This is a genomic window from Bradyrhizobium sp. IC3195 (assembly GCF_020193585.1).
GTDB classification, from domain to species: Bacteria; Pseudomonadota; Alphaproteobacteria; order Rhizobiales; family Xanthobacteraceae; genus Bradyrhizobium; species Bradyrhizobium yuanmingense.
The window spans coordinates 43288-58106 of the sequence record NZ_JADYVG010000025.1 but is presented as its reverse complement, the minus strand read 5'-3'; the positions used below and the strand labels follow the sequence as shown (position 1 = coordinate 58106).

At 65.4% G+C, this 14819-nt stretch carries 11 protein-coding genes; 6 read left to right on the top strand and 5 right to left on the bottom strand.

The window, feature by feature from the left end; all coding sequences use genetic code 11:
• Positions 1 to 85 precede the first annotated feature (85 nt).
• Complete coding sequence (locus tag I6F09_RS32090) at positions 86 to 259, top strand: hypothetical protein (RefSeq protein WP_036014608.1); 174 nt, start codon at positions 86 to 88, stop codon at positions 257 to 259.
• A 166-nt stretch (positions 260 to 425) separates the two neighbouring features.
• Complete coding sequence (locus I6F09_RS32085; protein ID WP_036026276.1) at positions 426 to 1634, top strand: MFS transporter; 1209 nt, start codon at positions 426 to 428, stop codon at positions 1632 to 1634.
• Between the two features lie 258 nt (positions 1635 to 1892).
• On the opposite strand, the gene I6F09_RS32080 is transcribed toward I6F09_RS32085, so the two are convergent.
• On the bottom strand, positions 1893 to 3218 hold the full coding sequence (locus I6F09_RS32080; protein WP_225189840.1) for an MFS transporter: 1326 nt from the start codon (positions 3216 to 3218) through the stop codon (positions 1893 to 1895).
• A gap of 144 nt (positions 3219 to 3362) precedes the next feature.
• On the opposite strand from I6F09_RS32080, the gene I6F09_RS32075 reads away from it, so the two are divergent.
• From I6F09_RS32075 to I6F09_RS32060, 4 genes are read left to right on the top strand one after another with little or no spacing between them, the layout of a single operon-like run.
• Complete coding sequence (locus tag I6F09_RS32075; RefSeq protein ID WP_036014611.1) at positions 3363 to 4016, top strand: ABC transporter ATP-binding protein; 654 nt, start codon at positions 3363 to 3365, stop codon at positions 4014 to 4016.
• A complete protein-coding gene (locus I6F09_RS32070; protein ID WP_225189839.1) occupies positions 4013 to 6475 on the top strand; it encodes an FtsX-like permease family protein in 2463 nt (820 codons plus the stop codon). The genes I6F09_RS32075 and I6F09_RS32070 overlap by 4 nt, the downstream gene beginning before the upstream one ends.
• Positions 6465 to 7547: a lipocalin-like domain-containing protein gene (locus tag I6F09_RS32065; protein ID WP_225189838.1), complete on the top strand. Its 1083-nt coding sequence runs from the start codon at positions 6465 to 6467 to the stop codon at positions 7545 to 7547. The genes I6F09_RS32070 and I6F09_RS32065 overlap by 11 nt, the downstream gene beginning before the upstream one ends.
• 27 nt (positions 7548 to 7574) lie before the next feature.
• The gene (locus I6F09_RS32060) at positions 7575 to 7961 is read left to right on the top strand and encodes an MAPEG family protein (RefSeq protein WP_057027794.1); all 387 of its coding nucleotides are present in this window, start codon (positions 7575 to 7577) and stop codon (positions 7959 to 7961) included.
• A 213-nt stretch (positions 7962 to 8174) separates the two neighbouring features.
• Here I6F09_RS32060 and I6F09_RS32055 read toward each other — a convergent pair whose 3' ends face one another.
• The 4 genes from I6F09_RS32055 to I6F09_RS32040 form a co-directional block, all read right to left on the bottom strand.
• Positions 8175 to 9365, bottom strand: coding sequence for an ABC transporter substrate-binding protein (locus I6F09_RS32055; protein WP_036014626.1), 1191 nt, complete (start codon positions 9363 to 9365; stop codon positions 8175 to 8177).
• 287 nt (positions 9366 to 9652) lie between these two features.
• Entirely contained in the window at positions 9653 to 12817 is a 3165-nt protein-coding gene (locus I6F09_RS32050; RefSeq protein ID WP_225189837.1) for a multidrug efflux RND transporter permease subunit, read from the bottom strand.
• A complete protein-coding gene (locus I6F09_RS32045; RefSeq protein ID WP_225157210.1) occupies positions 12814 to 14013 on the bottom strand; it encodes an efflux RND transporter periplasmic adaptor subunit in 1200 nt (399 codons plus the stop codon). Before I6F09_RS32045 ends, I6F09_RS32050 begins: the two co-directional genes overlap by 4 nt.
• Positions 14014 to 14299: 286 nt before the next feature.
• Positions 14300 to 14707 carry a hypothetical protein gene (locus I6F09_RS32040; RefSeq protein ID WP_036014633.1) on the bottom strand — a complete coding sequence of 136 codons (408 nt, stop codon included), beginning with the start codon at positions 14705 to 14707 and terminating at the stop codon, positions 14300 to 14302.
• Positions 14708 to 14819 lie beyond the last annotated feature (112 nt).

Here is a 14819-nt window from a genome sequence, read left to right as displayed (position 1 = left end):
ATCTCGTCGCCCCTTGAGATAAATCAGGCGCCGCACATATTTGGCAGGTAGATTCGGATGCAGCATCACCCATCCGGGACCAGCCATGGCCAAGACCGGCAAGTCGAGCGAGCCTCCCAAGATCACCGAGAAGAAGCCCGCGGACGACAAGGCGAAGAGGGCCCCGCGCCGGCGCGAGACCGATGACGACGACTACGAAGACGGCGACATCGCAACGCCGAAGCGCGACCGCTATGGCCCGGACGACGAGCCGTTCTGAGGATGCAGCTCCGCTGTCGTTCCTGCGCTCGCCGGGGACAACGGCGTGAAGCACACCTGACCCCGCACGGCCCCGCCCGCACTACCTGCCATGCGCCTGCGTTCATGGACAAATAACCGCCAGCCCCGATAGTTTGCCGGTCCATCGGGAGTGAAACGGAACTGCAATGGTCGACGTTCTCGCCGCACCGCAACAAGGCAAGACGGACAGTGCGCTGCGCACGCTGACGGGGATCTCGATCGCGCATTGGGTCAGCCATTTCCATCTGCTGGTCCTGCCGATGCTGTTTCCGTTCCTGAAGGAGAAGCTCGGCGTCGGCTATGTCGAGCTCGGCTTCGCCCTCACCGTGTTCGCGGTGGTATCGGGGTTAACCCAGGCGCCGACCGGCTACCTCGTCGACCATTTTGGCGCGCGGCGCATTCTCTTGGCCGGGCTCGCGCTCGGCGGCGCCGCGCTGATCCTGCTCGGTCTGCATCTCAGCTACGCCTCGCTGATCGCCTGCGCAGTGCTGCTGGGACTTGCCAACAGCGTCTATCATCCCGCCGATTACGCGATTCTTGCGGAGCACATGGACGAGGGGCGGATGGGCCGCGCCTTCTCGATCCATACCTTTGCCGGCTTTCTCGGCGGCGCCGTCGCACCGGCGATCGTGGCCGCGCTCGTAACGCTGTCCGGCGGCACCGGCGCGCTGATCGCCTCGGGCGCGATCGGCATTGCGGTGGCGCTGCTGCTGATCATCATGAACATACCCGATGCCGGTGCGCACAAGAAGAAGCCCGGCAGCGAGAGCGCGCCAAAGCAGGCCATCATCACGCCGGCGCTGATCACGCTGACTGCGCTGTTCATGCTGCTGAGCCTGTCGGTTGCCGGCATCAACAATTTCGGCGTGGTGGCGCTGATGAGCGGCTACGGGACGTCCTATTCGATCGCCAATGTCGCGCTGACTGCGTTTCTCGCCGCAAGCGCCGCGGGCGTACTCGCCGGCGGCTTCCTCGCCGACCGCACCGAGCGTCACGGCTATGTCGCCGCGGCCTGCTTCGCCGCGAATGCGGCCATCGTGCTGCTGATCGCGCTGGTGACGCTGCCGGGCTGGGCCTTGACGGCGACGATGGCGACCGCGGGTTTCCTCTCCGGCGTGATCGCGCCTTCGCGCGACATGCTGGTGCGCAATGCCGCGCCTCCGGGTGCCGCGGGGCGCGCTTTCGGCATCGCCTCTACCGGCTTCAACCTCGGTGGCATCGTCTCACCGCTGCTGTTCGGCTGGATCATGGATCAAAGCGCGCCGCACTGGGTGTTCGGCGCGTCCGTGATCTTCATGGTGGCGACGGTGGTGCTGTCGCCGTTCACGGAGCGCCGGCCGGCGAAAGCAAATTGAGCCGTCGGCATCGACACAAATTCAACTGTCGTTCCTGCGAAGGCTAACGAGGCAGCCGCTTACCCTCCCCTGGAGGGGTCCGGGACGAGCGAAGCTCGCCCGTGGTCGATCGCGCGCAGCGCGAGCGGGGTGGGGTGATCTCTCCTCTCGGGCACTGCTGGATGGGGAAACACCGTCACCCCACCCCGCTACGCATTCCGCTTCGCTACATGCGCAGCGACCCTCCCCCTCCAGGGGACGGTAAGAGAGAGCCGCGACTTACGTCGGCGACACTGCGCCCTTCAGCGCCGTGCCCTGCGCCGCCGCACCACGTGTCAGCCTGGCTTTCTCCGTGTTCGGCCACAACAGCAGCAGGCCAATGACGCCGGAGCCGATCATGACCACCGCGTTGATGGTGAAGCCCGTCAGGTAGCCATCGAGCATGCTGCTGGCGCGCTGGATCACGGTGCCCATCACGCTCGGCGCGATGATGCCTGAAAGCGTGTAGAGCGCGCCGTAGATCGCGAGCACTGCACCGCGCTGCGAGGCCGGCGTGAACTCGCCGAGCATCGGCGGGCAGACCACGTAGATCGCGCCGCAGAGTCCGGAGCCGAGGACGAGCAGCGCGATCTGCAGGCCGGCGCCCTCGACATGCGCCATCGCGGTGAGGATCAGGCCGCCGACGATGAGCGGCACCGAGCCGAGCACGCCGCGCGAGACGCGCGTGGTGTAGCCGCGGGCCATCATCACCTGCGAGATCCAGCCGGTGAGGATGACGATGGTGGCGCCGAACACCCAGGGCAGGATCGAGATGAAGCCGGCCTGGCTCTGCGAGAAGCCGAGCCCCTTGACGATGAACGGCGTGAACCAGGTGAGGCCGAGCGACAGCGCCCAATAAGCGCCGAAGGTCGCGATCACGCAGCCGAGGAAGGTGCGCGAGGTCAGCAGCTGCACGTACGCAATCTTCGGCTCGGTGACGGCCAGGACCTCGGTATCCTCCAGCGGGCCTTCCTTGCCGAGCGCGAGCCAGGCTGCGACCCAGATCAGGCCGACGACGCCGAGCGCGCCGAAGGCGTAGTGCCAGGAATGGTTGACGATGATCCAGTTCAGCGCCGGCACCGCCAGGATGACGCCGAAGGCCGAGCCCTGTGACAGGATTGCAGTCGGCAGCGTGCGCTTCTCGTCGGGGAACCATTTGTAGATGGCGTGCGCGGCGACCGAGAAGGCCGGCCCTTCGCCCGCCCCCAGCACGATGCGGCAGATCAAGAGCGTGGTGAAGGAGACTGTGCCGACCATCGGGAACTGCGACACCGCCCAGATCACCGCCAGCGTCAACAACACCCAGCGCGTCGGCACCTTGTTGACGATGAAGCCGACCACGATGGCCGAGATCGAGAACAGGAAGAAGAACGAGGACCCGAGCAGGCCGAACTGCTCGGCGCTGAGCTTCATGTCGGTCATGATCGGCACGCCGGCGAGACCGACCACGATCTTGTCGGCGAAGTTCACCACCATGAAAAGAAAGAGGAGAAATGTAACAGTCCAGGCGCCCTTTGGCGTTTTGGTCGTCCCAGCCGCCACATTCGGCATTTCCTGAGCGCTCATCATTCTCCCCGTATGTCTTTTCGGTACCTATTTGATTTGGCCGTCTTGGAAGCTAACAGCGGCTTCAGGGCCAACGCAACCCCGGCATTTCCGCATCAGGTGTGCTAGGCAGCAATTCCGTTAATTCCGTCCGGCGCCGTCATCGTGCTGAGCATCCGAAACCTCTCAAAGACCTTCTCTTCGGCCGGCGAGCCCGTCCATGTTCTGCGCGGCGTCGACCTCGACCTCGGGGCTGGCGAGCGCGTCGCGCTGACCGGTGAATCCGGCAGCGGCAAGAGCACCCTGCTGCACCTGATCGCCGGCCTCGACGCCGCCGATGGCGGCTCGATCCGGCTGGGTGACGCCGAGGTCACCACGCTATCGGATGCCGGACGCGCCAGCTTGCGGCGGAATCGCGTTGGCCTGGTCTTTCAGCAGTTCAACCTGATCCCGAGCCTCTCCGTCGCGGACAATCTCGCCTTCCAGGCGCGGATCGCCGGCCGGCATGATGCGGCCTGGACGAAAGAGCTTGTCGAGCGCCTCGGACTCGGCAGCCTGCTCAAACGGTATCCAGAGCAAATATCAGGCGGCCAGCAGCAGCGGGTCGCGATCGGCCGGGCGCTGGCGACAAAGCCCGCGCTGCTGCTGGCGGACGAGCCGACCGGCAATCTCGACGAAGCTACCGCCGAGGAGGTGCTGGCGCTGGCGCGCGACCTCGTCGCGCGCACCGGCTGCGGCTTCCTGATGGTGACGCACAGCCTGCATCTCGCCGCCACGCTCGACCGTCATCTCACGTTGCATGCGGGGCGCATTTCATGAAGCGCGCGCTCTGGGTTCTCGCCGTGCTGCTCAGCCATTGGCGGCTCCACAAGATGCAGTTCGCGACGCTGCTGATTGGCCTGATTGCGGCGACCGCGCTGTGGAGCGGGGTGCAGGCCATCAATCAGCAGGCCCGCAATGCCTATGACCGCGCTGCAGCGACATTCGGCGGCGTGCGCACCGCGATGCTGGTCGCTCCCAATGCGGCGACTTTCCCGCAGGAGCTGTTCATAAAGCTCCGCCGCGCCGGCTGGCCGGTGTCGCCGGTGCTGGAGGGGCGCGTCCAGATCAACGGGCATTCGGTGCGGCTGCTCGGCATCGAGCCGGTCACGCTGCCGGTCGATGTCGGCAACGCGCCACGCCTGGGTGCCACGGATCTCAGCAGCTTCGTTGCTCCGCCCGGCCAGACATTGGTGGCCCGGGAGACGTTGAGGGGCTTGCAGCAAGCAGAAGGCGCGGCCCCGGCGATCAGCAGCGGCGCAAGGCTGCCGCCGCTGCGGGTCCAGCCGCAGCTCGCACCCGATGTGCTCGTGGTCGATATCGGCGTGGCACAGCGGCTGCTGAGCAAGCCCGACCAGGTCTCGCGGCTGCTGATCGGCAAGCCGAGGGGCAAGCCCGCACCGCTCGCGAGCGTGGTCGGCGAGCAGCTAGAGCGAGTCGAGCCCAATGCGGAGACGGAGCTCGAGCGTCTCACCGACAGTTTTCATCTCAACCTCACCGCCTTCGGCCTGCTGTCGTTCTTCGTCGGCCTGTTCATCGTCAATTCGGCCGTCGGCCTTGCGTTCGAGCAGCGGCTGCCAATGCTGCGCACTTTGCGGGCCTGTGGCGCCTCGGCGCGGCTAGTCAATACGGTGCTGGTGGTCGAGCTGGTGGCGCTGGCGCTGGTCGCAGGCCTGATCGGGCTCGCGTGCGGCTATTTCATCGCAGCCGCCCTGCTGCCCGATGTCGCGGCCTCGCTGCGCGGACTCTATGGCGCGCAGATCCCTGGGCAGCTCAGCCTGCGGCCCGAATGGTGGCTCGCCGGCATCGGGATCAGCGTGGCGGGTGCGCTTGTGGCGGCGGCGACCAGCCTGATCAAGGCGATCAGGATGCCGGTGCTGGCGACGGCGCAGCCGGGCGCCTGGCAGCAGCGGCAACGCCGCTGGCTGATCCTGCAGAGCTGTGCGGCCTGCGGCGCGTTCGCCGTCGCGGTGCTGCTGCTCCACTACGGGCAATCACTGATCGCAGGGTTCGGCGTGCTGGCCGCGCTGATGTTCGGTGCGGCACTGATCCTGCCGGCCTTCCTCGACATCATCCTGCTCGTAGGCCAGCGCTTCGCGCGAGGCCCGCTCGTGCTGTGGTTCTGGGCGGACAGCCGGCAGCAGCTCTCCGGATTGTCGCTGGCGCTAATGGCGCTTTTGCTCGCGCTTGCCGTCAACATCGGGGTCTCCACCATGGTGGAGACCTTCAGCCGCACCTTCATCGGCTGGCTCAACGGGCGGCTCGCCGCCGACGTCTACGTCAGCGCGTCCGACAATGCGCAAGGCGTCGCGATCCGGAACTGGCTGAAGGATCGCAGCGATGTTCAGGCGATCCTCTCGGGCGGGCGCGCGGAGGCGCAGGTTCAGGGCCAGCCGGTCGAGTTGCTCGGCCTGCCCGATCACGCGCTCTATCGCGAGCGCTGGCCGCTACTCGAGACCGCGCCGCGCGCCTGGACCCGCCTGGTACCGGGCAATGCCGCCTTCATCAGCGAGCAATTGAGCCGCCGGCTGAACGTGCAGATCGGCGACGTCGTCGAGGTGCCGGCGCCTGGCGGGACCTGGGAGCTCGACATCGTCGGCATCTATGCCGATTACGGCAACCCCAAGGGGCAGCTCACTGTGAACGTCGCCGCATTGATCCGGCAGTTTCCGCAGACGCCGCAGACGCGGATCGGCCTGATCGTCGCGAGAGAGAATATCCCCGGCCTGATTGCGGCTTTGCAGAAGCAGTTCGGGCTCGACGACCGCAGAATCGCCGACCAGGCGACGGTGAAGGCGGAATCGATCCGCATCTTCAACCGCACCTTCGCGGTGACGTCGGCGCTGAACGCCTTCACGCTCGGCGTCGCCGGAATCGCATTGCTCACGAGCCTGCTGACCCTGGCGAACTCCCGACTGCCGCAGCTTGCGCCGCTGTGGGCGATCGGCCTGACCCGGCCACGCCTTGCCGCAATCGAGCTGACCAAGACGCTCTCGGTCGCGCTGTTCACGGCACTGCTGGCCGTGCCGCTCGGACTGCTGGTCGCGTGGTGCCTGATTGCAATCGTGAACGTGAAAGCTTTCGGCTGGCGGCTGCCGTTCCACGTCTTTCCGTTGCATCTGGTGGAGCTGGTCGCGGTGGCGCTCTTCGCCTCGCTGCTTGCGGCGCTGCTCCCGATGGTGCGGCTGGCGCGGATGCAACCGGCGAACCTCGTCAAGGTGTTTGCCAATGAGCGCTGAAGCAATCACGCGGCGCGCCTTCGCCGGTGGCATCGTCGCCCTCGCCCTCCCGCGCCGCGCCGGCGCGCAGGGCTATGCCGGACTCGCCGAGACCGCCGATGGGTTTACAAAGGTAACGCCGGGAAAGACATTCACCTTCCCCGAAGATCACGGACCGCATCCGCAGTTTCGTATCGAGTGGTGGTATCTCACGGCAAACCTCGTCGACGCGCGCGGCGCGGCGTGCGGCCTGCAATGGACGCTGTTCCGCCAGGCGGCGCAGCCAGGTCCGCAAGGCGAGGGCTGGGCCAATCAACAGGTGTGGATGGCGCATGCCGCGGTGACGCGCGCCGACACTCACCGCTTCTCTGAAACGTTTTCACGGGGTGGCGTCGGGCAAGCCGGCGTGACGGCAAAACCGTTCGATGCCTGGATTGACGATTGGGAGATGAAGAGTTTTGACCGCACCGATGACCGCGCTTTGGCGCCGCTGTCGCTGAAGGCAGCTGGCGCCGATTTCAGCTACGCACTGACGCTCGAGGCCGACCGGCCGGTCGTGCTGCAGGGCGATCGCGGCTTCAGCCGAAAGTCGGAGCGTGGGCAGGCCTCGTACTACTACAGCCAGCCGTTCTACCGCGCGCGCGGTATGCTCAGCATCGACGACAAGCCGGTCGATGTCTCGGGCCAGGCCTGGATGGACCGGGAATGGAGCAGCCAGCCGCTCGACGCCGACCAGACCGGCTGGGACTGGCTGTCGCTGCATCTGTCATCCGGAGACAAGCTGATGCTGTACCGGCTGCGGCAGAAGGACGGCAGAAATTATCCGTTCGGCAATTGGATCAGCGCGGCCGGCGAGACGCAGATGATTGCAGGCAGCGACATCCAGATGATGCCGAAGGCGACGGCTGAGGTCGCGGGACGCAAGTTGCCGGTGCAATGGCAGATCGCGATCCCCGCGCGATCATTCTCGATCCTCTGCAAGCCGCTCAATCCGAACGCCTGGATGGGGACCGGCTTCTCGTACTGGGAAGGGCCGATCAGCTTTGCCGGCACACATGACGGCATTGGCTATCTCGAGCTGACCGGCTATTGAGGCGCGATTTCTATGAAGGAACCGACGATGTATCATCTCACCGCCCTCGTCACGCTGCTGGCGATCGCGTTTTATTTCTTCACCTCCATCAACGTCTCGCGCTCGCGCACCAAGACCGGCGTGAAGGTACCTGCGATGTCGGGGCATCCGGATTTCGAACGGGCCTTCCGCATCCAGATGAACACGTTGGAATGGATGCCGATCGTCCTGCCAGCCCTTTGGCTGTTCGCGATCTATATCAGCGACGCCATCGCGGCGGCGATTGGCGTGATCTGGATCATCGGCCGGATCGTCTATTTCATCGGCTATTCGCAAGCCGTGGCCAAGCGCGGCACCGGCTTTGCGATCCAGGCGCTCGCCGCAATGGCGCTGTGGGTCGGGGCGCTCGGGGCGGTGGTGCTGCGGTTGGTGTGAGGCAATCCGTTGCCACACATTCCGCTGTCGTCCCGGACAAGCGTAAGCGCCGATCCGGGACCCATAACCACAGGAAGATGTCGTGATGCGAGCTGATCACTCCGAGTCCCCGTAACCACGCGTGCCTGTGGTTATGGGTCCATGATCGGCGCGCGCTTGAGGCGCGCTTGTCCGGGACGACAGCGAGGGTGTGGCGCTCGCTGTGCCACTTCCCTACTTCGTCAGCGGACAGCCGCTCTCCTTGGCGGTGAAGAAGGCCTTGTCGCCGGGGACGGTGGCGAGCAGCTTGTAATAATCCCAGGGCTTCTTCGATTCCGAGGGCTTCTTGACCTCGAACAGATACATGTCGTGGATCATGCGGCCATTCTCGAGCACCTTGCCGCCTTGCGCGAAGTCGTCGTCGACCGGCAGCTCCTTCAGCTTCTTGGCGACGGCATCCGGATCCTTGGTGCCGGCAGCCTTGACGGCCTTGAGATAGCTCAGCGTCGCCGAATAGGTACCGGCGTGGATCATGCTCGGCATCCGCCCGGTGCGCTTGAGGAAGCGCTCGCCGAGATTGCGCGTCCTGTCGTTGAGATCCCAGTAATAACCTTCGGTCAGCACCAGGCCTTGCGCGGCCTGCAAGCCGAGGCCGTTCACCTCGGCAAGCGTCATCAGGAGGCCCGCGAGCTTCTGGCCACTCGCGACGATGCCGAACTCGGACGCCTGCTTGATCGAATTGGTGGTGTCGAGGCCGGCGTTGGCGAGGCCGACGATCTTCGCCTTCGAGCTCTGCGCCTGCAGCAGGAAGGAGGAGAAGTCCGACGAATTGAGCGGAACGCGCACCGAGCCGAGCACCTTGCCGCCATTGGCGGTGACGATCTCGCTGGTGTCCTTCTCCAGCGCGTAGCCGAAGGCGTAGTCCGCGGTGAGGAAGAACCAGGTGTCGCCGCCGGCTTTGGTCAGCGCGCCGCCGGTGCCGACGCCGAGCGCGCGGGTGTCGTAGGCCCAGTGGAAGCCGTAGGGCTGACAGGCATCGCCGGTGAGGCGCGATGTCGCGGCGCCGACGACGATGTCGATCTTCTTCTTTTCCTTGGAGAGCTCGTGGATCGCGAGCGCGACTGAGGAGGTCGTCAGCTCCGTGATCATGTCGACGTTCTCGACGTCATACCAGCGCCGCGCGATCGAGCTTGCGAGGTCAGGCTTGTTCTGGTGGTCTGCAGTGACGAGCTCGATCTTCTGGCCGAGTACTTCGCCGCCGAAATCCTCGATCGCCATCCTGGCCGCTTCGACCGACCATTTGCCGCCGTAATCGGCATAGACGCCGGACTGGTCGTTGAGGATGCCGATCTTGACGCCTTGCGCGGAGGCGGGAACCGCAATCAAAAGGGCCGAGGCCGCTGCGGCCCAAAGTGCTGATTTCATATGTTTAACTCCCGGCATTCTTCTGTGAAATCGCGCGGATAGTAGTGAAGAACCCCGCGCGCGCCCATCCATTTCATGTTGGTCGTTAGTATGGGATTCTGCGTGCCACATTCTCCACCGTCGTCCCGGGGCGTGCGCAGCGCGAGCCCGGGACCCATAACCACAGGATGGTGTTTGGCGAAGACTCGCCGCTGTCGCGCTAAACTCCTCCCTGTGGTTATGGATCCCCGCGTTCACGAGGATGACAGCGGAGGATGTGGCGGAGTCTTTGGCCATCGAGACAGACGTCAGGCCATCGCCTCCGGCTTCTTGTCGCGCCGCCCTTCCGTCAGGTTCCGCACCACGACGTAGAAGATCGGCGTGAACAGAAGGCCGAACAGGGTGACGCCGATCATGCCGAAGAACACGGCGACGCCGACGGCCTGGCGCATCTCCGAGCCAGAGCCGGTCGAGATCACCAGCGGCAAGACGCCGAGGATGAACGCGAACGAGGTCATCAGGATCGGCCGCAAGCGCAGGCGGCAGGCATCGATGACGGCCTCCAGCCGCGGCTTGCCTTCGTTCTCGATATCGCGCGCGAATTCGACGATTAGGATCGCGTTCTTCGCCGCCAGTCCCACCAGCACGACGAAGCCAATCTGGGTCAGAATGTTGACGTCCTGGCCCATGACGCGAACGCCGATGGTGGCGGCCAGCAGGCACATCGGCACGATCAGAATCACCGCGAACGGCAGCGTCCAGCTGCCATATTGCGCGGCGAGGACGAGATAGACGAACAGCACGCAGATCGGAAATACGTAGAGACCGGCATTGCCGCCGGTGACCTGCTGATAGGACAGGTCGGTCCATTCGAAGGTGAAGCCGCTCGGTAAAGTATCGTTCGCGAGCTGCTTGATGGCGTTGAGCGCGGTGGTCGAGCTCGTGCCCGGCGCCGGCTCGCCCTGGAGTTCGGACGCCGCATAGAGATTGTAGCGAGCGACGCGGTCGGGTCCCGAGACGTCCTTGAACTCGACCACGCTGCCGAGCATCACCATGTCGCCGGAAGCGTTGCGCGTGCGCAGGCGCGCAAGGTCGCTCGGTTCTTTCCGGAACGGGAAGTCGGCCTGCGCGGTGACGTGGTAGGTGCGGCCGAACAGGTTGAAGTCGTTGACATAGGTCGACCCGAAATAGGTCTGGATCGTCTCGTTGATGTTGGAGATGGGCACGCCCAGCTTCTGCGCCTTGGTGCGGTCGATGTCGACGAAGAGCTGCGGCGTGTTGGCCGTGAACGGCGAGAACACCGAGGGGGCGAGCAGCGAGGGCGATTTGCGCGCGGCGGCGACAAGCTCGTCGGTGGCGGCTGCGAGCATTTCAGGCCCGCGGCCCTGGCGGTCCTGGATGCGGATGGCAAAGCCGCCGCCGGTGCCGATGCCGGGCACGGCCGGCGGCGGAATCACGATGATGAAAGCGCCCTGGATCGCGGACAGGCGCTTGCGCAGCTCGGCGGTGATAGCATTCGCGGACAGGCCCTTCTTCAGCCGCGCCTCGGGCTCGTCGAACACCGGGAACAGCGCCGCCGCATTGCCGGCCTGCGTGCGGGTGGCGCCGGAGAAACCGGCAAAGGCGGCGACTCGAACGATGCCCGGCGTATCCAGCGAGATCCGCTCGATCTCGCGCACGACCTCGGTGGTGCGCGCCAGCGACGCCGCGCCCGGCAATTGCACGGATATGATGACGTAGCCGCGATCCTGCGCCGGGATGAAGCCCTGCGGCGTGGTCACGATCAGCCAGCCGGCGCCGCCGATCAGCACGACGTAGATCAGCAGCATCAGGACCGAATGGCGAATCGCGAAATTGGCGAGGCCGGCATAGCCATGCGCCAGCCGGTCGAACACGCGATTGAACACGCCGGTGAACGCATTCCAACCGCGCGCGATGATGTTCCAGGCGGCCGGCGGCCGCTTTTCTTCGTGTGGTGTGAGGATCTGCGAGGCCAGCGCGGGCGAGAGCGTCAGCGAGCAGAAGCAGGAGATCGCCGTCGCAACGGCGATGGTGACGGCGAATTGCTGGAAGAACTGCCCGGAGATGCCGCCGAGGAACGCGGTCGGGACGAACACCGCGCATAGCACCAGGGCGATCGAGACCAGTGCGCCGCCGACCTCCTCCATTGTCTTCAGCGCGGCATCGCGACGACTGAGGCCGTGCTCGAGATGGCGTTCGACATTCTCGACCACGACGATGGCGTCGTCGACCACGATGCCGACCGCGAGGACGAGCCCGAACAGGGTGAGATTGTTGATGGAGAAGCCGAGCGCCGCCATCACCGCGAACGTGCCGACCAGCGAGACCGGAATCGCGATGATCGGAATGATCGCGGGCCGCCATCCCTGCAGGAACACCAGCACGACGACGACCACGAGCAGCATGGCCTCGTAGATGGTCTTGATCAGCTCGTGGACCGACTGGGCGATGAACTCGGTCGGGTTGTAGCCGATATTGAAGTCGAGCCCCCTGGGAAAGCTCTCCTTGAGCCTCGTCATGGTGTCGGAGATGTTCTTTGCGGTCGCGAGCGCGTTCGAGCCCGGCCGCTGCGTCACCAGCATCGCGACCGCCGACTTGCGCAGCAGAAAGCTGTTGGTGCTGTAAGCCAGCGCCCCGAGCTCGATGCGGGCGACGTCGCGCAGCCGCACCGTGCGGCCGTCAGGGCCGGCCTTGATCAGGATATCCTCGAACTGCTTCTGGTCCTTCAAACGTCCGGTGAAGGTGAGGTTGGGCTGGAAGGCGCGATCGGCGATCGGCGGCTCGGCGATCTGGCCGCCCGCGATCTGCACGTTCTGGGCGCGGATGGCCGCGAGCACCTCGGCCGAGGTCAGGCCGAGATTGGCGATTCTGTCTGGATCGAGCCACAGCCGCATCGAATAGTCGCGGGCGCCGAAGATCTGGATGTCGCCGACGCCGTCGATGCGCAAGAGCTGGTCGCGGACCTGGAGCAGCGCATAATTGGAGATGTAAAGCTGGTCGAACGTGTCGTCCGGCGACAGCATGAACACGACCATCAGGATGTCGGGCGAGTTCTTGCGGGTGGTGACGCCGTTGCGCTGCACTTCCTCTGGAAGGCGCGGCTGCGCGATGGCGACGCGATTCTGCACCAGCACCTGGGCCTTGTCGAGATCGGTGCCGAGCTTGAAGGTGACGGTGATGGTGAGCTGGCCGTTCGAGGTCGCCTGGCTGTAGAGATACAGCATGTCCTCGACACCGTTGATCTCCTGCTCGATGGGAGCTGCGACCGTGTCGGACACGGTCTGGGCGGAGGCGCCGGGATATTGCGTCGTGACGACGACGGTCGGCGGCACCACTTGCGGATATTCGGAGACCGGCAGCGTGGTGTAGGCGAGTGCACCGACGATCAGGAGCACGATCGACAGCACCATCGCCAAAATGGGCTGGTTGATGGAGAGGCGCCCAAGATTCATGACTTGCCACCGGCCGGCGCTTGCGCGGTCTGGGGAGCGACCTTGGCGCCGACGCGGGCGCGCTGGATGCCGTTGACGATGACGCGATCGTCCGGCTTCAGCCCTTCACGGATCACGCGCAGGCCGTCGTCGAGCGGACCGAGCACGACGGGGCGTGCCTCGACCGTATCATCAGGCTTGACCACGAACACGATCTTGCGGGACTGGTCGGTTGCGATCGCAGCGTCCGGAATCAGCAGCGCCTCGTAAGGCGCGCTGCCGATCAGGCGGACGCGGCCGAACTGGCCGGGCAGGATCGAAAGATCCGTGTTCTTCACCACCGCGCGGCTGCGCAGAGTGCCGGTCGACACGTCCAGCCGATTGTCGAGGAAATTGACGGTGCCCTCGCGCGAGGGCTTGGTCTCGCCGGCCAGCGTCACTTGCACCGGGTTCGCGGTATCGCGCGAACTTGGCCGCCGTCCTTCGAACCACAATTTGCTGTATTTGATGAACGTCGCCTCATCCATGTCGAAATAGATGTAGATCGGATCGAGCGCGACGATCGAAGTCAGCAGCGTCGAGGTGCCGGTGTCGCTGCCCTGCACGAGATTGCCGGGGCTGACGAGATGGCGGCTGACGCGGCCGGTCAAGGGCGCTGCCACATGCGTGAACTCGATGTTGAGCTTGGCGGCCTTCAGCGCGCCCTCGGCCTGCATCTCGGCGGCGTGCGCAGCCTGCAAGGCCTGGCGGCGCTGATCGACGACCTGTTCGGAGACCGCGCTGGTCTGCACGAGGCTGAGACCACGGTCGAGCTCGCGCTTGGCGAGCTCCACTCGCGCCCGTGCGTCTGACAGCTGGCCCTCCGCCTGAGTGGCCACCGCCTCGAACGGGCGCGGATCGATCACGTAGAGCAGGTCACCCCGACGCACGATGGCGCCGTCCTGGAATTCGACCGAGTTGACGAAGCCGCCGACCCGCGGCCGCACCTGGACCTCCTCCACCGCCTCGAAGCGGCCGGTGAACTCGTCCCAATCGGTGACTGTGCGCTTGACCGGCTGGGCGACCGTCACCGCCGGCGCCGGCGGAGCCGCAGCCTGCGATGCCGGCTTGTCGCAGCCGGACAGGGCGAACGCGGCGGCGAGAAGCCCGGCAATTGCGCTGACCTGAACGAAATCGTGCTTTTTGATCAACTGCCTGCTTCCGTCCGGTCCGCTCATCCCCAGGTCCTCGCATCAAAGCCGCAGAAGATGCAGGGTACGCCTCTACCTGCGGGCGCCACAAGATGTGTTGCAAAGATGAACTCTTCAAGACCAATGCGCGCGCAATGCTCCGAACGGCGCCCTGACCGGATGACGGGTTGACAGAGAGAGAGACGGTGCCGGGCAAGGCAGTTGCGGCAAGCCGAACCCTGCCGTGAACGACGGGCACTCGGAATTGCGAGCTTTTCCCGGCGGCTGTCCTTCGAGACGCCCGCTTCAGGCGGGCCCATCCTGACAAAGAGAGCTACTTACGCAGCCTGGCCTTGGCGCCGGCGACGATCTGCATGGCGACGCCGGCCATCCAGCCGACCAAGACGAGCCAGGTCCAGGCCATGTGCGGATCGAGCCGGAGCACGATCACGGCGACCGAGGCAAAGGCGGTGAGCGTGGCGGAGAGCGTGCCGGCGGCGCTCATGAGCTCGGCGGCGTCAATTTGGCTGTGCGCATCGTCGAAAGGCATCTGCGGCGTGTCGATGCCGAGATAGAAGCCGATGCCGCCGAGCAGCATCATCAGCAGCAGGAAGCCCTGCGTGGTGAGGGTGGGGATCGCCGAGCCGACATAGGCGCCGACGAACAATCCGCACGCGGCCCCCGCCATGGCAAGGCCAACGCGCTCGAACACATGGGCAGTTTTACGAAAACGAAAGCGCATGGCCAGCCTCCGCGAGGCGTTGAGTGTGGAGAGGTTAGGCCAGTTTTGGGGGGCATGGAAGGTGAGGAGGTTTACGGATGCGTAAGGGGTGGCAGCGCGCGCACCCCACTCG

Coding starts and splice junctions, on each gene's coding strand:
- I6F09_RS32090 (WP_036014608.1), top strand. CDS start 86: ATGGCCAAGACCGGCAAGTCGAGCGAGCCTCCCAAGATCACCGAGAAG.
- I6F09_RS32070 (WP_225189839.1), top strand. CDS start 4,013: ATGAAGCGCGCGCTCTGGGTTCTCGCCGTGCTGCTCAGCCATTGGCGG.
- I6F09_RS32080 (WP_225189840.1), bottom strand. CDS start 3,218: ATGAGCGCTCAGGAAATGCCGAATGTGGCGGCTGGGACGACCAAAACG.
- I6F09_RS32060 (WP_057027794.1), top strand. CDS start 7,575: ATGTATCATCTCACCGCCCTCGTCACGCTGCTGGCGATCGCGTTTTAT.
- I6F09_RS32045 (WP_225157210.1), bottom strand. CDS start 14,013: ATGAGCGGACCGGACGGAAGCAGGCAGTTGATCAAAAAGCACGATTTC.
- I6F09_RS32065 (WP_225189838.1), top strand. CDS start 6,465: ATGAGCGCTGAAGCAATCACGCGGCGCGCCTTCGCCGGTGGCATCGTC.
- I6F09_RS32050 (WP_225189837.1), bottom strand. CDS start 12,817: ATGAATCTTGGGCGCCTCTCCATCAACCAGCCCATTTTGGCGATGGTG.
- I6F09_RS32055 (WP_036014626.1), bottom strand. CDS start 9,365: ATGAAATCAGCACTTTGGGCCGCAGCGGCCTCGGCCCTTTTGATTGCG.
- I6F09_RS32040 (WP_036014633.1), bottom strand. CDS start 14,707: ATGCGCTTTCGTTTTCGTAAAACTGCCCATGTGTTCGAGCGCGTTGGC.
- I6F09_RS32085 (WP_036026276.1), top strand. CDS start 426: ATGGTCGACGTTCTCGCCGCACCGCAACAAGGCAAGACGGACAGTGCG.